Below are 17326 nucleotides of genomic sequence, written 5' to 3'. Positions count from 1 at the left end.
GAATGCCATCCTCTTTATTTTGCATCAAATGATTTTAAGTTGTCACGACGGATTGTATCTTTTTCTGCATCTGATTTTTTGAAATCATAATCATATAACGCGCCTTCCCAATCGCCATACATTGGATTAGGGAAAATAATAAATTTCTCACCAAATTGTGCTTTTGAATCTGCTACTGCTTGATTTCGATCTTTTACAGATTTTCCATCAAAACCAGTGAAATCAGATAAGTTATCACCGAAGAATAAGACGATATCATGTGTTTGAGAAATGAGTTCACGGCGTTTTTCTTTTCCTTTTTCTTTCGGATCTTGTAGTAATATGTGTTCTTTCGTTGCTTGAGGAGCACCTACACGCTCAAGATTTTTAATTGTTGCATCTAGTTGGTTCGTTTTACGATTTGAGATGTAGTAAATATCTACACCTTTAGACTCCGTATATTTTAAGAAATCAATTGCGCCTGGAAGGGCTTCAGCTTCAGCCTTATTAATCCAATCATCCCATTTGTAAGGATAGCCTTTTCCTGTCTTTACGCTCATTGCTTGATGAGGACTGTTATCTAAAACAGTTTCATCTAAATCCAGTACGATAGCAGGTTTTTTCTCTGTCCCTTTTGCAAGAATTGCATCGAGCTTTAATTGACCGATATTGTATCCTTGGTAGTAAAGTGCTTTCGTCTCACCAGCTGTTTGATACCATAAATCAGCCATTAATTGCTGGTCTGTTAATTTTGCCTTCTCTTCTTTCACCACAGTTTTCTCTTGTGTTCCTGAACATGCTACAAGCGATGTAGATAGAACCGCTACAGATAATAAAGTGGTAATACCCCTCTTCATTTTCATATGTATCCTCCTTGATGTTAGAAAATCATTTTATATTATATATTAAAATATAAAATTTTTTTATGAACATTTGCATATTGTCTTTTGTATATATAGTAGTATGTCCTATATTAGAAAGATGAGAAAAAATGATGGGAATTATTTTGACAAGTTTAATTGTCGGAATGACAATTATAATTGACAAATACTATGATATTATTTACAATTTTAACTAAATAGAACAAATGATGGATTAAGAGGATGAAGCGTAGTGCTATATTTTATCCTGCATAAACATAGTCTTTGAAAGAGAGTATGAATGATACTAAAGGGGAGGCTTTACACTTTGAGTTTACAAATTCAAAACTTAACAAAAGTATTTGGGGAATCAAAAGCAGTTAACAGCTTGCAAATTTCGTTACCAAAAGGTGAAGTGCTAGGATTACTTGGACGAAATGGTGCAGGGAAAACAACGACAATCAAAATGCTGCTCGGATTATTAACGCCTAATGAAGGCTCTATTACATGGGATGGAAAATCATTTGGGACTAGCGGAGTAACGATTGGATATTTACCAGAAGAAAGAGGTTTATATACAAAAAGTAGAGTAATAGACCAGCTGCGATATTTTGGTAGATTAGAAGGGATGACGAAAAAAGAAGTAGATCTTGCTATTGATCACTGGTTAGGGCGATTAGCAATACCGGAATATAAATTTAAAACGGCAGGAGAGCTTTCGAAAGGAAACCAGCAAAAAATCCAATTAATTGCTGCTCTTCTTCATAATCCTGAACTTCTCATTTTAGATGAACCGTTTAGCGGACTTGACCCAGTCAATGCGGGGATGTTAGCTAGCATTATTGAAGAACAAGTACAGAGCGGAAAGACAATTATTTTATCAAGTCATCGTATGGAACAAGTAGAGGCTTTTTGCCAACATGTATGTATTTTGAAAAAAGGTGAAGCAGTTGTAAAAGGTCAGTTAAGCGATATTAAAAAAGAATACGGTTTCCGTAATTTAACGATTGAAGATACAGAAGAGAATGAGAAGGGATTAGAAGCTATACATGTATCGTATGAAAAGCAACAAGGCCTTCTTTATGTGCAAGTACAAGATGATGCAGAAGCTCTAAAGATTTTACAAAAATTGCAAGAACAAGGTGTTACCCTACGACAATTTAAAATGTTAGAGCCGACGTTAAACGAAATCTTTGTAGAGAGGGCGAAATAACGATGCGTAAATTTTCTCACGTATTTTCATTTTATTTTAGAGAAGCATTTTTATCTAAAAAATCATTAATTACGAGTGCGATTTTATTTTTAGTAGTGTTTGGGATTTTTGCATTTAATCATTTCACTGCTGATAACGATAAAGGAAAAGATAAATTTGCGGTAGTAACTGAAAGCGATACTTATAAAGTGCAAGAAAGTGATGTAACAAAGTTACTTCCGTCTGCTAAAGTAACTGTAGAAAATAAGGATAAATTTAATGAGCTACGTAAGCAAGTGGAAGATGGGGATTTAGACGGTTTATTCCATATTACAGAAAAGAATGGTATTCCAGAAGTGACGTATATGTATAGTGGTTTTCCGAGCCAATCAACGGCTACACTTATGGCAAGTTATTTAAAGGAACAGTATACAGCGGTAATGATTGAAAAAAATAATGTATCTGCAGAAGTAGCCAAACAGTTACAGATGGAAATTCCGTTAAAGCAAGAGGCAGTAAAGGATCATGCATCTTCCTTTGGAATTGGTTATGTTTTCTCGTTTGCCTTATATATGTTTATTATTGTGTTTGGAACTGCAATTGGGATGACGATAGCATCTGAAAAGTCATCTCGTGTTATGGAGTTAATGCTTCCGAAAGTAAAACCATTAACAATGCTACATGCTAAAATTTTAGCAATTGTTTCTAGTGCTTTACTATTACTAGTTATTGCTTCCTTCGGCTTTCTTGTACCATATTTATTAGGTTGGGTAGATTTAGAAAACGCATCTTTAATAGGACTTACACTAGACTTTTCTAAATTGGATGCGGTAGTAATTAGTATGTTCGTTGTATATTTTGTTACGGGCTACTTACTATATGCAATGTTATATGCAGCGGTTGGGGCTGTTGTATCAAAAATTGAGGATGTGCAATCTCTTTCGTTCCCAATTACAATGTTAGGTGTAGCAGCATTTTTCATTAGTATTAAATCATTATTTGATCCTAATAGTACATTAGCTGTAGTTAGTTCATATATTCCATTCTTTACACCTATGGTTACATTTTCAAGACTTGTAGCTGGTGAAGCTGGGGCTGTAGAAATTGGTGTGACGTTAGTAATTTTATTGGTGACTATCGTTATCATCAATATGCTTGCAAGCCGCATTTATGTAAACGGCGTAATGAATTACTCAGACAAAGTGAAATTTAAAGACTTAGCGAAATTTATAAAGCGTCAATAATGAGAGAAAGCATGATTTCCTATTGAAATCATGCTTTTTCTTTATGTATAAATTAAAAATAGTATATAATAATAAGAGTCGTCTTTTAATAGAATGAATGCAAAGGAGGGTGTGCAGATGGGAATTAGTAGTCGTTTTACAGTAGGTGTTCATATGTTAACGTTACTTGCGATTGATCGAAACTCTCGCTGTACCTCTGAATGGATTGCTGGTAGTGTGAATACAAATCCGGTTGTGATTCGTCGCATTACAGGAATGTTGAAGAGAGCAGGACTTGTTGATGTACAAGCTGGTAAAGGTGGTACGACACTTGCTCGTGATTTAGAAGAAATTACATTACTTGATGTATATAAAGCAGTGGAAGTTGTAGAAGAAGGACAGCTATTTTCTTTCCATGAAAATCCCAACATTGAATGTCCAGTAGGAGCTAATATTCAATCAGTATTAGAAATTATTTTAATGCAAGCGCAAGAAGCGATGGAAAACGTACTTGCAAATGTAACGGTAGATCAATTAGTTACAAACTTAAAGTCTAAAATGAAAGAGTAAAAAAGCGAGCATCCTCATAATGAGGGCTCGCCTTTTTTTATTCAGAAATATTGAAAATTCTATTTTTCAGTATTTAAAATGAATTTACTTACGATAGCTGCTACGATACCACCAAGAATTGGTGCAACGATGAATACCCATAGTTGAGAAAGTGCTTCTCCGCCAGCGAATAAAGCTGGTGCGATACTACGAGCTGGGTTAACAGAAGTTCCAGTTAACGGAATACCTAATAAGTGAACTAAAACTAATGTGAAACCAATTACTAATCCTGCTAGAGAAGAACTTCCTTTTTTACCTGTTACAGCAACGATAACTAAAATGAATACGAAAGTTAAAATAAATTCAACTAGAAATGCTCCAGATAAACCAAGAGTTCCAAAACCGTTTTGTCCTAAATTATCTAAAGGTGTTTTAGCAGATTGTAAAATTGTCACCAATGTTGCAGTTCCTAATAAACCACCTAAAACTTGAGCTAATACATAATAACAAAGTTCCATAGCGTTCATTCTTTTGTTGATGAACATAGCTACTGATACTGCTGGGTTAATGTGACATCCAGAAATTGTTCCAATGCTATATGCCATAGCCACAATAGATAGACCGAAAGCCATAGCGATTCCTAATGTTCCAATTCCTTCAATTCCGCCGCCAATGACAGCTACTCCAGTTCCGAATAATACAAGTACAAATGTACCAATAAATTCAGCGATTGCTTTTTTTAACATAATTTACCTCCTATTATTGCACATGAAACGTATTATAACATAGGTTTTAGTATAAATAGCTAATGAAATACTATTCTGATAAGGCGGAATAGGGGGGCAATAAAAAAAGAGTATGGTTCTTTTGTATAGAACCATACTCTTTTTTATGCTGTTTTTTTCTGTTTAACGACTGGAACAGAACGATTAAAAATGCTATTTGCAACCATTCCCAACATAATAATAATCATTCCAAGTAGGGAAAGGCCACCGGGGAATGAACCATTTAAGAAAACAATTTCGCCAAGTACGGTAAAGACCATCGTGCCAGCTTGTGTTGCTTCAACAGCTCCAAGTAGAGCGAAGTTATCTTTTGCTAAGTCAGTAGCAAAGAAAAATGTCATCGTCGCAATCACGCCAGAACATAATGCTAACAAAAATCCTTGCAACATTTGGCTGGATGTTGGAATACCAGTAGTAGAAAATCCGTATATACCAAGTAAAATTGTTATAGGTAGACTTCCTATTGCCATTCCTAATACACGTTGGAACGTATCGAGACGTCCGCCAACAAGTTCCATCATTTTTCGGTTGCCAAACGGATATAAGAAGGCTGCTACTACGACAGGTAAAAAACCTGAAATGAACTGAGTCATTGTAATATGACCTGCTGCAGTCGCTTGCATACAAATTACACCAAGTAAAATAAATAATGCGACATATAAACTACGAAGTGGAATTTTTCCACGTACAAGTTTTGTGCCTGATTTCGTTTCTATTTTAATGAAGAATAATGGTGATAAAAGTAAACCTGCTAATATAGTAACTTGCCAAGTTCCAGCAACGAGCCAAGCCGGAGAAAAGACAGCTGCGAAACTTAATAAAGAATAGAAACCAATACCAGCAACGGAACCCCATCCGATCCAAGCTAATGGATGTTTCTTTAATTCTTCCCATAAACCCCTTAAGTTTTTGCGAAATAAAACGATAAGGAATAAAATAGGGAGAGCAAATAAAAAGCGGAAGGAAGCTGTCCAGGCCCAGCTCGTTCCAGATACATTCATCGCTCTATTAATAATAAAGGTTGCGGAAAAAAAGGCTGATGATAAAAGGCCTAATAAAATTGCGCGCATGAAGTATAGCACTCCTTTCGGAATTTGATAATTATGTATAGTATAATATACTTAAAAATAATAAAAGTAAACTATTTTATACTTTAAGGTGGTTTTATAGATGAAAGAACATGAAGATATGCAAACGAAAGAAGTCATTCAGCAAGTAGGTCAGCTATTAAGACAAATTCGAAATGAACAAAAATTAAGTTTAGAAGAATTAGCTCAAAAAACAGGGGTTAGTAAATTAACATTAGGAAAGATTGAAAGAGGCGAAACGAATCCGACGTTAGCTGTCATTTGGAAAATAACGAAAGGCTTATCGATTCCTTTATCGAGATTGATGGTTGTTGGAGAACCTGTAGCTGTGGCGCGCTGCGGTGAAGGATTTGCAGTAGATGCAGGACAAGCATGGCACTTAGAAACGATGTTCCGTTATACGAAAGAAACAGGGATGGAGATGCACCGTGCTTGTTTAAGATCGAATAGTATATATGAACCAGAAGCTCATCATGAAGGTGCGATTGAGCTTGTAACAGTGATGAAAGGGAAAGTATCGATTCAAGTAGAAAGCGATGTATACGAATTGAATGAGTTTGACTCTATTCAATTTGAAGCAAATAAGAAACATAGTTATAAAAATGAAGAAGATGAAGTAGCAGTATTACATTTAACGATGAAATACTCTTCATGAAAAAATCTCCTATAGATTTTCTATAGGAGATTTTTTGTGCGCTATGCTCAAATAAATGAAAGAATGTTATTAGTAAGAGCGTGGCATAAGTAATAAACAAATGAAATAAACTAAAAACCCCGTCCCAAAACATAAAATAGCAATGACCCAAAGTATGCGAATGAGAGTAGAGCTAATATCAAAATATTCTCCTAAACCACCGCATATACCAAATAGCATTTTATCAGTTTCGGATTTATATAATCTTTTTGACATCTTCCAATCCACTCCTTTTTATGACAAGCTATATACTTCTATTCTATATGGAAATTTATGAGAAGACTATGAGGTTGTATTACATTTTTTTTAGAGAACAGTCGTATTAATTGTCTTAATTTTCAGTGGATATTAAACTTATAGTAAGAGGTAACTTTTAATAAAGGGTGGGGGAATAGAGATGACAGCATATTGGTTGACTAATGTAATGCTTGAATCAGGCTATACGTATGAAGAGGGAAGGATTTCCCAAACAGAAACAGAGTTATGTAGTTTACTCATTGAAGATGGACGAATTAAAAAAATGATAGGAGGAGCTGTTCAAGAGGAAGGGGTACTAATTCTTGATGCTAATCGTTTATTGATTTTGCCTGCTTTCGAAGAGATGCATATTCACATTGATAAGACGTATTATAGTGGTCCTTGGAAAGCTTGTATGCCAGCAGAGAATATTTTCACACGTTTTCATGAAGAAGAGGAAATTTTGCCGAAGCAATTAGCGACTGCTCAAGATAGGGCGGAAAATATGCTAGCGTTATTGCTTCGAAATGGTGCAACGAATATAAGAACGCATTGTAATGTTGATCCAATTATTGGACTTGGTAATTTGGAGGCGACGTTAGCAGCGTTGGAAACATATAAAAATCAGGTTTCTGGTACAATCGTTGCTTTTCCGCAACATGGATTATTGCGCAGTAATTCTGTGCAACTTGTGAAAGATGCGATGCGTATGGGAGCGCATCTAGTCGGTGGTGTGGATCCAGCTACAGTGGATAACGATATTGAAAAATCATTACATACTATTATGGATATCGCAGTAGAATTTAATGCAGATGTTGATATTCACCTGCATGATGCGAATAATCTTGGAACGTTTACAATGAAGAGATTGGCAAGTCTAACAGAAGAAGCGGGATGGCAAGGTCGCGTAACGATTAGTCATGCGCTTGGACTCGGTGGTGTTACGGATAAAGAAGCTGAAGAAGTGGCGGAAAGACTAGCTGCTTTAAACATTGATATTACTTCAACCGTTCCAATTGGGAAACAAGTAATCCCAATTCCGTTATTAGATAAGAAAGGTGTGAAAGTCTCGTTAGGAAATGATAGTATTACTGATCATTGGTCACCGTTTGGAACGGGGGATATGCTGCAAAAGGCAAATCGATTAGCGGAACGTTTTGGATGGAGTGACGAAAGGTCTTTAGGAAAAGCTCTTCGCTTTATTACGGGAGGAAAAGAAACGTTAAACAATGAAGGGAAGCGAACATGGCCGAATGTAGGAGATGAAGCGAGTTTTGTTTTGACGAATGCAACATGTACTGCTGAAGCGGTAGCGCGTCAAACAGAGAAGTGTTTAGTCGTGCATAAAGGAAATATTGTTGTTGGCAGTTTAAATGAGGTGGGATTAAATAATCTTGTGTAAAAGAATCGTTTGACTGTTTTGAGGAGGGTTCTAATTGTGAGTGTAGAACCTTTCTTTTTTATGCTTACAACATATTTTTTTAGGAAAGCTAGAAGGGATGAAAAATTTGGACAATCAACATAATCAAAATCATATTATGGGAACTTTGCAATGGTTTATATTTTTATTAGCGAATTCAATCGCACTACCAATTGTCGTTGGCGGATTATTTCATCTTACGACGGAAGAAATATTTTATTTAATGCAGCGTACATTTTTTGTAGTTGGTATATCTTCTTTTTTACAAGGGTGGCTTGGACATAGACTACCAATTGCGGATGGACCAGCTGGATCTTGGGTTGGAGTATTTACCGTACTCGCATACGCAACTGCCGGGCAAGATCAATTACATAGTACGTTGCAAATTTTAGAATTAGGAATGATAATTTCTGGTGTTATTTTAATAGGGTTAGGAGTCACTGGTTTTATCGGGCGTATTTTATTTTTATTTACGCCGCTTGTGACAGGGACGTTTTTACTTTTATTATGTTTACAATTAAGCGGTGTATTCCTAAAAGGAATGTTAGGAATTACAACTACTGTTGCTCAAATCGATGGATTTACAGCGATAATTGCGTTTAGTATATTTCTTTTCGTTATTATACTATCTAACTTCGGGAAAGGTTTTGTCAAAAGTTATGCAGTTTTAATAGGATTAATTAGTGGCTGGATTCTTTTTCTAATTGCAGGAAAAGTGACGATTCCATCTCAAGTAACTCATTTTGTGCAATTTCCGCAAATATTTGCTTGGGGACTTCCAAAGTGGAATGAAGGTATGGCTGTATCCAGTTTCGTTATGGTATGTATTTTAGTTTCAAATACAGTGGCAGCTATTATAGCGATCAATCAAGCTACTATTCAAAAAGGGACTATTGAACAGAAGCAGTTGAAGGATGGTACGTGGGTTGGAGGGATTTCACATATCATTTCTTCTATATTTTCAACTGTAGGTGTCGTGCCGTTACCAGCAACGGCAGGATTTATACGTTTAACGAAACAAAAATATATACGATCGTTCTTACTAGCATGTCTGTTACTAGTCATAATGTCGCTGTTTCCAAATATTATTCGTTACTTAGCATCGTTACCATCTGCAGTCGCATCTGCGGTTTTAATGGCTTCGTTCGTACAGCTAATTGGAATTGGTTTTCATAATATCAAACAAGTGTCAATGAGCGAACGGAATGTAACGGTTTTAGGAGTTGCTGTATTATTTGGAAGCGGTGTTATGTTTTTACCGTCTGGAGCACTCCAATCACTGCCGTCTGTTATGCAATATATATTCGGAAATGGATTGTTCGTAGGTACAGTTATCAGTATATTACTAGAACAAATATGGCGTACTGAGAAGTGAGTGGATACAAAGAGTGTGCGCACTGTATAAAAGTCTAAAATAACATGTGAAATAAAGCCCATTTTCATTCACCACCCGCACATTTCGTTCATACAATATCTTGACTAAATAAACACCCAACTTACACATACACGGCTCTGGCTTAAGCAAGGAGGGTTATACCAGTTGAAGGAAAAAGCGTATCAATCTAAACCGTTACTCACAAAGAGAGAGAGAGAAGTATTTGAATTGCTGGTTCAAGATAAAACAACGAAGGAAATTGCAGGTGAACTTTTTATCAGTGAAAAAACAGTACGCAATCACATATCAAACGCAATGCAAAAGCTAGGAGTTAAAGGACGTTCACAAGCAGTTGTTGAGCTTCTTCGCATGGGAGAGCTCGAACTATAAAAAGAAAGCCGACTTTTATATGAAGAGTCGGCTATTTTTCTGCCTGTTTCATGTTCTATAAGAATGATAAGAACACTCCATACATAGATAGGTAGTAAGGAGGGGATATGTTGAAAAGGATATTGTTAGTTTCAACAAGCGCTCATGATATGAATGGACACTCGACTGGTTTGTGGCTGGAAGAGCTCGCAGCTCCTTATCATGTGTTTAAAAAGGCTAAGTTCGATGTTGATATTGTATCGATAAAGGGCGGTAGAGTCCCTATTGACAGAGTGTCTATTCCGAACGGTATACCTCGTGAATTTAAGCATGTTGCTTCTTTATTGCAAAATACGAAGCCGATCTCAAATGTTCATTTTTCGGATTATGATGCGGTTTTATTGGGTGGTGGGCACGGGGCAATTGTAGATTTTCCAGGTAATCCATATGTTGCAAATTTAATTGTGAATATGTACAACAATAACCGGATTGTAGCGGCTGTTTGTCACGGAGTAAGTTCTTTAGTCGGTGTGAAAAATAAGGACGGATCGTTTTTTGTTGCCGGTAAGCGTATAACAGGTTATACAAATGATGAGGAAAAAGCTGTACGTTTAGAAAAGCGAGTGCCGTTTTTATTAGAAAGTAAATTGAAAGAAGAAGGGGCTTTGTTTTATGTTGCTCCAAATTTCACGCCGCATGTAGTAGTAGATGGGCGTTTAATTACAGGGCAAAACCCGCAGTCTAGTATGGAAATAGGTAAAGCTATAAGAAGAGCTGTTAATACATTATAGAAAAAGTGCTCGCTACTCACAAAGATAGCGGGCATTTTGCTATAGTGTAAATGAAAAGTCCCTTAAACTAAAAAGATATATTGAGTATAATGACTTCATTTATAATTAATCGTGAATTTGCTATACTATTTTGTATGGACAAAAGGGGAGGCTCTTTTAATGAGAAAAGTTGCGTGTGCAAATACTTATATTAATAAAATAAAGCCCGTTATTAGAAAAACGAGTTTTAGCCAATTGAAAATAGATGAAATTGCGAAATATATGGATATTAGTAAGGCTACTTTATATAAACGTTTTTCTTCGAAAGATGAGATTATTGAAGCGGTGGTAGAAGATTTTATAAACTATCTTCTTGAAGGAGATGCGGATAATCAAGATGAAAGTATGTCTTTTACAGAACGCTTCCAAAAGACGTTTATTCACTCATTAAAATGTGTGACATATATTTCTGATGTCTTTTTACAAGATTTGAAAGAGGCATATCCGCACTTATCTGATCAGTTAGTCGCTGCACAACAAAATCGTAATCATAATTTGCAAATGTTTTTTGAAGCTGGTATGGAACAAGGCTACTTTAATAAAATGAACGCACAATTATTTATGGTACAAGATGATGTGATGTTAAGACGTATTATAGATCATTCTTTTTGTATTCAGTACGATATTACGTTAAAGAAAGCGATACTTGATTTTTATCAATTAAAGAAGTATCAACTGTTTAAACCAGAGTATATAGAAGCAATTGATGATTCTGAAGTTGAAAAAGAAGTCATTGCTATTTTGCAAATGATTTCGTAAAAAAGCAGGTTTTCCTATAGTAATGGAAAACCTGCTTTTTTATTACCTGTTATTTTTTATGTGTTGTAATACTAATTCAGCTACTGGACCACCTGAAGCTGGGTTTTGACCAGTGATAACACGATTATCCTCTATAGCAAAAGCTTCCCAAGGCTGCGGAGCTTTTTCGTAAAGGCCTCCATTTTTAATGAGTTCATCTTCTGTTAAAAATGGGACGAATTGATCTAGTTCGGCTAGCTTCTCTTCTTCGTTTGAAAATCCTGTGACTTTTTTACCGCTAATTAAACGTTTCCCATTACTTAATGTGATGTGAAATAAACCAGCAGCTCCGTGACAAACAGAGGAAACAATTCCGCCATTTTCATAAATGTTGCGGCTAATCATTTGAAGTTCTCTATTTTCTGGGAAGTCCCAAATTACACCGTGACCGCCTGCGTAATAAATCGCAGCGTAGTCTTCTGGATTCACCTCACTCGGTTTCATTGTAGAACCGAGACGATTCATAAATTCTTTCTTTTGATACCATTCCCAATCGATGCTCTCCGCCATTGCTAAACTATGCGGATCAATCGGTGTATAACCACCTTGTGGGCTAACATAATCTACTTCATAACCAGCTTCTTCAACTTTTTTAACGAAATGGACAGCTTCACCAAGCCAAAGACCAGTAGCTCGATTTAAATTTGGATATTTTTCTACGCCCGTTAATACGACTAACATTTTTTTCTTCATCATAATCCTCCTGTAATATTTCTTCTATATAAAAGTTCTTTATTTATTTGGTTTTATCCCGCGTTAACGGACAGTAAACTCCCACCTCAAAATTCAGTTGGAACAAAGAAGTTAGATGGGAGATCAACTGTCCGTAAACGTCCGATTGGTTCAACTAATAATCAGTGGGGGATGAACAAAACCCACACTGATTAAAGTTTCACTTTATTAAGTTAGAAATTGCAAACTTGAATAACCATGTCAGTCCTCCTTATATCGGATTCGAAATTAGTGTATAACAATTTTTGGACAAAGTAAACTAAAAACACTAAATTAGTTTACTTTGTATATTTTTCGTTGACAAACTGTAATGCTAAAACTATGATAGTTCCATGAATATCGAACAACATACATGCTTCGTTTCGAATTCAGTTTGTCGCGCGATGAATGTATACATTTGATGAAGTTGTTTAGTGGTGATAGCGGAGCTAAACAACTTTATATTTCATTTACAGTTACTATAATCAGGAGAGGTGTTACACATGGGGAAAGATATAAGTAACCATTCAAAATGGTTTGTTCTTACACTATGTTTTATCGTTTTATTAGGACCAATGAATGCGGTTTTATTTAATGTAGCGTTAGAAGATATGGCTAACGATTTATCCATTAGTCAATCGAAAGTAAGTTGGGTTGTAGTAGGGTATTCCTTAGTTGTCGGTATTGGTTCGATGATCTATGGGAAGCTGGCTGATCGTTATAGTGTAAAAAAACTATTAATTATTTCAATTATCATATTTGTAGCGGGTTCTATTATTGGATTTATGAATCACTCTTATGCGATTACCATTCTTGCAAGATTAGTGCAGGCAAGTGGGGGCGCGGCGTTTATTGCGCTTAGTATGATTGCAGTGGCAAAATTAGTTGTTCCTGATAAGAAGCCTGGTGCGTTAGCGATGATTAGTTCTTCTATTGCATTAGCAATAGGTATTGGTCCTTTAGTTGGCGGGGCTATTACAAATACACTGGGGTGGCCATATTTATTTTTATTTATGGTTATTTCAGTAGTTGGGATTTTCTTGCTTATAAAATTTATGCCAGAAGAAGCGCAGCATACGGATGAAGCGTTTCATTTTGATTACATTGGAGCGGCGTTATTATTTGCATTCATTACGACTGTTTTATTAGGCGTAAATATTAATAGTTGGCTATTTGTGTTATCGGTAGCTTTCTTATTTTTATTCACGGTTCGTATGAAGAACGCAGAGCATCCATTTATTGATATTGAGTTGTTTACAAATAAACCATTTCTTCGTTTAATAGCGGTCGGATTTATAATGAATGTGGCGCTATGTGCTAGTTTATTATTATTACCATTACTGTTAGGAAGAGAGCACGGATTGTCTCCATTCGTTATCGGAGTTGCATTGTTTATTGCATCACTCTTTGGTATTGTATCTAGTTTTATTACTGGGAAAATTGTCCCTTCGTTTGGAAATGTGAATATGATTTATGTAGCGTCTGTCATTATGATTGTTGGCTTTTTAATTTTAGGGCTTGTTCCGAATGGGAACTTAATTGTTATTTTAGTGGCGATTATTTTAACATTTATGAGTTATTCAGCCATTCAAGTATCAGTAAACACATTTATACCGAAAACATTACATCCAGCTAAAGTTGGAGTCGGTCTTGGTTTATATAATTTAATTAACTTTTTCGGTATGGCATTTGGACCAGCTGTAGCGAGCAAAATTATGGAATCTACAAATAGTTATCGTTTGAATTTTATTTTAATCGTCATGTTAATTTCTGCTCATTTCTTCTTATTAATAGGAATGTCTTCTTTCCAAAAAAAGATGGAGCAATAAATATGCACTTTATCCCACTTTAATGGGCAGTAAGACCCCCACCTCAAAATTCAGCGAAAGCAAAGAAGTTAGGTGGGGGATCAACTGCCCATAAAAGTCCGATTGGTTCAACTAATAATCAGTGGGGATGAAGAAAACCCCCACTGATTAAAGTTTCACTTTATATAGAAGAAACCGACTTTCGTATAGAAGGTCGGTTATTTTTCTGTCTTGCAAATTCTGAAAAAAAGGAGCAAAATAAAAAAGGTCCTAGTCTATACAGGTACAAATGAAAATTTTCATACAGAAGCAGTTTAAGTGAGCGAACGTAAAGTGTGTAAAATATAATGATAAAATAACATGATGAATGAGAAAACGGGTGATGAAGTTGAATAGAGCAATCGGTGTTATCGATTCAGGAGTTGGCGGTTTAACAGTAGCGAAGGAATTAATTCGTCAGTTGCCGAAAGAGCGTATTATATATTTAGGGGATACAGCGCGTTGCCCTTATGGTCCGCGTTCTCGAGAAGAAGTGCGTCAATTTACGTGGGAAATGACGGAGCATTTACTAGATTTAAATATCAAAATGTTAGTTATTGCGTGTAATACAGCAACTGCGGTTGTATTAGAAGAGATGCAGAAACAATTACCAATTCCAGTGGTAGGAGTTATTCACCCAGGATCGCGTACAGCTTTAAAAGTGACAAACACATATCATGTTGGGATTATTGGAACGATTGGAACGGTGAAAAGTGGTGCATACGAAGAAGCGTTAAAGTCTATTAATAACCGTGTTATGGTAGAAAGTTTAGCGTGTCCGCCTTTTGTTGAGCTTGTAGAGAGTGGGAATTTTGAAAGTGAAATGGCGTATGAAGTTGTAAGAGAAACGTTGCAACCACTGAAAAATACTGATATTGATACACTTATTTTAGGTTGTACACATTATCCAATTTTAGGCCCTGTTATTAAAAAAGTAATGGGAGATAAAGTACAACTTATTAGTTCAGGTGATGAAACGGCGCGCGAAGTAAGTACAATTTTATACCATAGTAAAATGTTGAATGAGGGAGAGGAACAAAGTGATCATCTCTTCTTAACAACAGGGAAAATAGGCCTATTTAAAGAAATTGCATCAAAATGGTTCGGTCAACCGATTGAAAATGTGAAACATATTTATTTAGAAAAAGAATAATAGTAGAATTTATATAAGTGAGCTCCTGAGAAATCAGGAGTTTTTTGTTTATCACGCTTTAATGGGCAGTAAGACCCCCACCTCAAAATTCAGCGAAAGCAAAGAATTTAGGTGGGGGTCGGGCTGCCCATAAAAGTCCGATTGGTGAGGGCTAATAATCAGTGGGGGATGGAGAAAACCCCCACTGATTAAAGTTTCACTTTATCCCGCTATTTGCCGGACAGCTAGTTCTAAAACATGAAACAGCTCGTATACATAATAGTACAAACTTAGATTTTAGGGGGGAATGGCATGCCTAAATCCACTTTTAAATGGGTTGTTGGTGCTACTGTGAGCGCTGTTTTACTAACAGGGTGTGGCTTTATAAATCAGGAGAAAGCAACGGAACAAATTGATCCGCCAAAACAAGTTACGTATACAGAGGGTGGAAAGAAAGAAGTAGCTAAGAAAGATAAGCAAGGACAAATGGTAAATAGAGAACTATACCTTGTTGATAAAAATGGTTATGTTGTACCGCAAACGTTAGCTGTACCTACTCCAAAAGTCAATGAGGTTATTCAGCAAACGTTAGAGTACCTTGTGAAAGATGGACCGGTAACGAATTTATTACCGAATGGGTTCCGTGCAGTCATTCCAGCGAATACATCGATGACCCTAAATTTGAAAAAAGATGGGACGGCAGTCATTGATTTCTCTAATGAAATGAAAAACTATGCAAAAGAAGAAGAACGTCAAATTGTTGAGTCAATAGCGTGGACGTTGACGCAATTTAAAGAAATAAAACAAGTGCAGTTCCAAATAAATGGTGAGAAATTGGCGAAGATGCCTGTTGGGGGTACGCCGCTTGGTGAAGGAGTGAGCCGTGCTAACGGTATCAACTTCGATGACGAGCAAGTAGCGGATGTAACAAATACAAAACCGGTTACACTTTATTTTATGGCACAAAATAATAATAAACAGCAATACTACGTACCGGTAACACGCCGCGTTGTAGAAGGAAAAGAAAATGATTATGCAGCAATTATAGATGAGCTTGTAAAAGGACCGATTCATCAGTCGCTTCTAAATGATTTTAATCCAGGAGTTAAGCTTATTACGAACCCGAAATTACAAGATGGAAATCTTACATTAAACTTTAACGAAAATATATTTATAAACCCAGATAAAAATATGGTTTCAAATTACGTATTGAAGTCGTTAGTTTTATCTTTAACAGAAAAGAAAGGCGTGAAAAGTGTTTCTATTGAAGTAAATGGTAAAGCAAATCTTATAGATGAAAAGGGCGGAAAGTTAATAAAACCTGTCGATCGTCCAGAAAACGTGAATACAGGTAGTTTTTAATCGTCAATAATTTGATATACTTAAGTAAGAAAGGGGAATTGCTTTTTGGGTTCCTCTTCTTTTATTGTATACATATCATACATTTAAATTTGGCTATACTAACAAGTAGTTATGAGGAGGTTATTTTTATGCGAGTAGATGGTAGAGAGAAAACAGAATTACGCCGTATACATATTCATACGAATTATTTAAAAAATCCAGAAGGATCAGTATTAATTGAAGTTGGGGATACAAAGGTAATTTGCTCAGCGACAATTGAAGAGCGTGTCCCGCCCTTTATGCGTGGAGAAGGAAAGGGCTGGGTAACAGCTGAATATGCGATGATTCCACGTGCAACAGAACAACGTACAATAAGGGAATCAAGTAAAGGGAAAGTAACAGGACGTACAATGGAAATCCAGCGTTTAATTGGACGAGCATTACGTGCGGTAGTTGACCTAGAAGCACTTGGTGAAAGAACAGTTTGGATTGATTGTGATGTTATTCAAGCGGATGGTGGAACGAGAACTGCTTCTATTACAGGTGCATATGTAGCAATGGTATTAGCGTTTGAGAAGTTATTACAAGCAGAAAAAGTATCTAAAATTCCAGTGAAAGATTATTTAGCCGCAACTTCAGTAGGGATTGTTGAAGAGCAAGGTGTTGTTTTAGATTTAAACTACGCAGAAGATTCTAAAGCAGACGTTGATATGAACGTAATTATGACTGGAAAAGGTCAGTTTGTTGAAGTGCAAGGAACTGGAGAAGAAGCGACGTTTAGCAGAGCGCAGTTAAATGAATTACTTGATGCTGCAGAAAAAGGTATTTTCCAACTGATTGACATGCAAAAAGAAGCGTTAGGTGACATCGTATCTCATATAGAGTAGAGGTGGAAA

At 36.1% G+C, this 17326-nt stretch carries 18 protein-coding genes; 13 read left to right on the top strand and 5 right to left on the bottom strand.

Annotated elements, in window-relative coordinates; translation table 11 throughout:
* Positions 1–14: 14 nt before the first annotated feature.
* Positions 15–842, bottom strand: a complete 828-nt coding sequence (locus ACTFOB_RS05385; RefSeq protein WP_440024908.1) for a 5'-nucleotidase, lipoprotein e(P4) family — start codon at positions 840–842, stop codon at positions 15–17.
* Positions 843–1167: 325 nt separating this feature from the next.
* On the opposite strand from ACTFOB_RS05385, the gene ACTFOB_RS05380 reads away from it, so the two are divergent.
* The 3 genes from ACTFOB_RS05380 (at position 1168) to ACTFOB_RS05370 (ending at position 3824) form a co-directional block, all read left to right on the top strand.
* Positions 1168–2052, top strand: a complete 885-nt coding sequence (locus tag ACTFOB_RS05380; protein WP_440024906.1) for an ABC transporter ATP-binding protein — start codon at positions 1168–1170, stop codon at positions 2050–2052.
* 2 nt (positions 2053–2054) lie between these two features.
* On the top strand, positions 2055–3275 hold the full coding sequence (locus ACTFOB_RS05375) for an ABC transporter permease (RefSeq protein ID WP_440024904.1): 1221 nt from the start codon (positions 2055–2057) through the stop codon (positions 3273–3275).
* Positions 3276–3392: 117 nt separating this feature from the next.
* A complete protein-coding gene (locus ACTFOB_RS05370) occupies positions 3393–3824 on the top strand; it encodes an Rrf2 family transcriptional regulator (protein ID WP_000512998.1) in 432 nt (143 codons plus the stop codon).
* Between the two features lie 59 nt (positions 3825–3883).
* On the opposite strand, the gene ACTFOB_RS05365 is transcribed toward ACTFOB_RS05370, so the two are convergent.
* Together ACTFOB_RS05365 and ACTFOB_RS05360 are read right to left on the bottom strand one after the other, a co-directional pair.
* Positions 3884–4549, bottom strand: coding sequence for an aquaporin (locus ACTFOB_RS05365; protein WP_440024903.1), 666 nt, complete (start codon positions 4547–4549; stop codon positions 3884–3886).
* A 143-nt stretch (positions 4550–4692) separates the two neighbouring features.
* Positions 4693–5658, bottom strand: a complete 966-nt coding sequence (locus tag ACTFOB_RS05360; RefSeq protein ID WP_440024902.1) for a DMT family transporter — start codon at positions 5656–5658, stop codon at positions 4693–4695.
* A gap of 100 nt (positions 5659–5758) precedes the next feature.
* Here ACTFOB_RS05360 and ACTFOB_RS05355 point away from each other — a divergent pair, with 100 nt between their 5' ends.
* Positions 5759–6331 carry a helix-turn-helix domain-containing protein gene (locus ACTFOB_RS05355; RefSeq protein ID WP_087957097.1) on the top strand — a complete coding sequence of 191 codons (573 nt, stop codon included), beginning with the start codon at positions 5759–5761 and terminating at the stop codon, positions 6329–6331.
* Between the two features lie 69 nt (positions 6332–6400).
* On the opposite strand, the gene ACTFOB_RS05350 is transcribed toward ACTFOB_RS05355, so the two are convergent.
* Positions 6401–6586, bottom strand: coding sequence for a PspC domain-containing protein (locus tag ACTFOB_RS05350; protein WP_002129290.1), 186 nt, complete (start codon positions 6584–6586; stop codon positions 6401–6403).
* Between the two features lie 181 nt (positions 6587–6767).
* Here ACTFOB_RS05350 and ACTFOB_RS05345 point away from each other — a divergent pair, with 181 nt between their 5' ends.
* The 5 genes from ACTFOB_RS05345 (at position 6768) to ACTFOB_RS05325 (ending at position 11360) form a co-directional block, all read left to right on the top strand.
* Positions 6768–8009, top strand: a complete 1242-nt coding sequence (locus ACTFOB_RS05345; RefSeq protein WP_440024900.1) for an amidohydrolase family protein — start codon at positions 6768–6770, stop codon at positions 8007–8009.
* A gap of 97 nt (positions 8010–8106) precedes the next feature.
* Positions 8107–9402 carry a purine/pyrimidine permease gene (locus ACTFOB_RS05340; RefSeq protein ID WP_440024899.1) on the top strand — a complete coding sequence of 432 codons (1296 nt, stop codon included), beginning with the start codon at positions 8107–8109 and terminating at the stop codon, positions 9400–9402.
* Between the two features lie 165 nt (positions 9403–9567).
* Positions 9568–9792 (top strand): spore germination transcription factor GerE, encoded by a 225-nt coding sequence (gerE, locus tag ACTFOB_RS05335; protein WP_000659484.1) that lies wholly within the window; start codon positions 9568–9570, stop codon positions 9790–9792.
* A 107-nt stretch (positions 9793–9899) separates the two neighbouring features.
* Entirely contained in the window at positions 9900–10562 is a 663-nt protein-coding gene (locus ACTFOB_RS05330) for a type 1 glutamine amidotransferase domain-containing protein (protein ID WP_440024898.1), read from the top strand.
* A 159-nt stretch (positions 10563–10721) separates the two neighbouring features.
* On the top strand, positions 10722–11360 hold the full coding sequence (locus ACTFOB_RS05325; protein ID WP_440024896.1) for a TetR/AcrR family transcriptional regulator: 639 nt from the start codon (positions 10722–10724) through the stop codon (positions 11358–11360).
* Between the two features lie 42 nt (positions 11361–11402).
* Here the strand turns inward: ACTFOB_RS05325 and ACTFOB_RS05320 are convergent, their stop codons facing one another.
* The gene (locus ACTFOB_RS05320; RefSeq protein WP_440024894.1) at positions 11403–12092 is read right to left on the bottom strand and encodes a type 1 glutamine amidotransferase domain-containing protein; all 690 of its coding nucleotides are present in this window, start codon (positions 12090–12092) and stop codon (positions 11403–11405) included.
* Between the two features lie 521 nt (positions 12093–12613).
* Between ACTFOB_RS05320 and ACTFOB_RS05315 the strand changes: the two genes are divergently transcribed.
* The 4 genes from ACTFOB_RS05315 to rph all read left to right on the top strand — a co-directional run bounded on the left by ACTFOB_RS05315 (position 12614) and on the right by rph (position 17317).
* Positions 12614–13939, top strand: a complete 1326-nt coding sequence (locus tag ACTFOB_RS05315) for an MFS transporter (RefSeq protein WP_440024893.1) — start codon at positions 12614–12616, stop codon at positions 13937–13939.
* A gap of 361 nt (positions 13940–14300) precedes the next feature.
* The gene (racE, locus tag ACTFOB_RS05310; protein ID WP_000774001.1) at positions 14301–15110 is read left to right on the top strand and encodes a glutamate racemase; all 810 of its coding nucleotides are present in this window, start codon (positions 14301–14303) and stop codon (positions 15108–15110) included.
* Between the two features lie 291 nt (positions 15111–15401).
* Positions 15402–16451, top strand: a complete 1050-nt coding sequence (gene gerM / locus ACTFOB_RS05305) for a spore germination protein GerM (protein ID WP_440024892.1) — start codon at positions 15402–15404, stop codon at positions 16449–16451.
* Positions 16452–16579: 128 nt separating this feature from the next.
* Positions 16580–17317: a ribonuclease PH gene (gene rph, locus ACTFOB_RS05300; protein ID WP_440024891.1), complete on the top strand. Its 738-nt coding sequence runs from the start codon at positions 16580–16582 to the stop codon at positions 17315–17317.
* The last annotated feature ends 9 nt before the right edge of the window (positions 17318–17326 follow it).

The sequence above is a fragment of the Bacillus cereus group sp. MYBK79-1 genome (assembly GCF_051915365.1).
Taxonomy (GTDB): Bacteria; Bacillota; Bacilli; order Bacillales; family Bacillaceae_G; genus Bacillus_A.
Note: the sequence above shows the minus strand (reverse complement) of the source record. Positions and strands in the feature narration are given on the sequence as shown.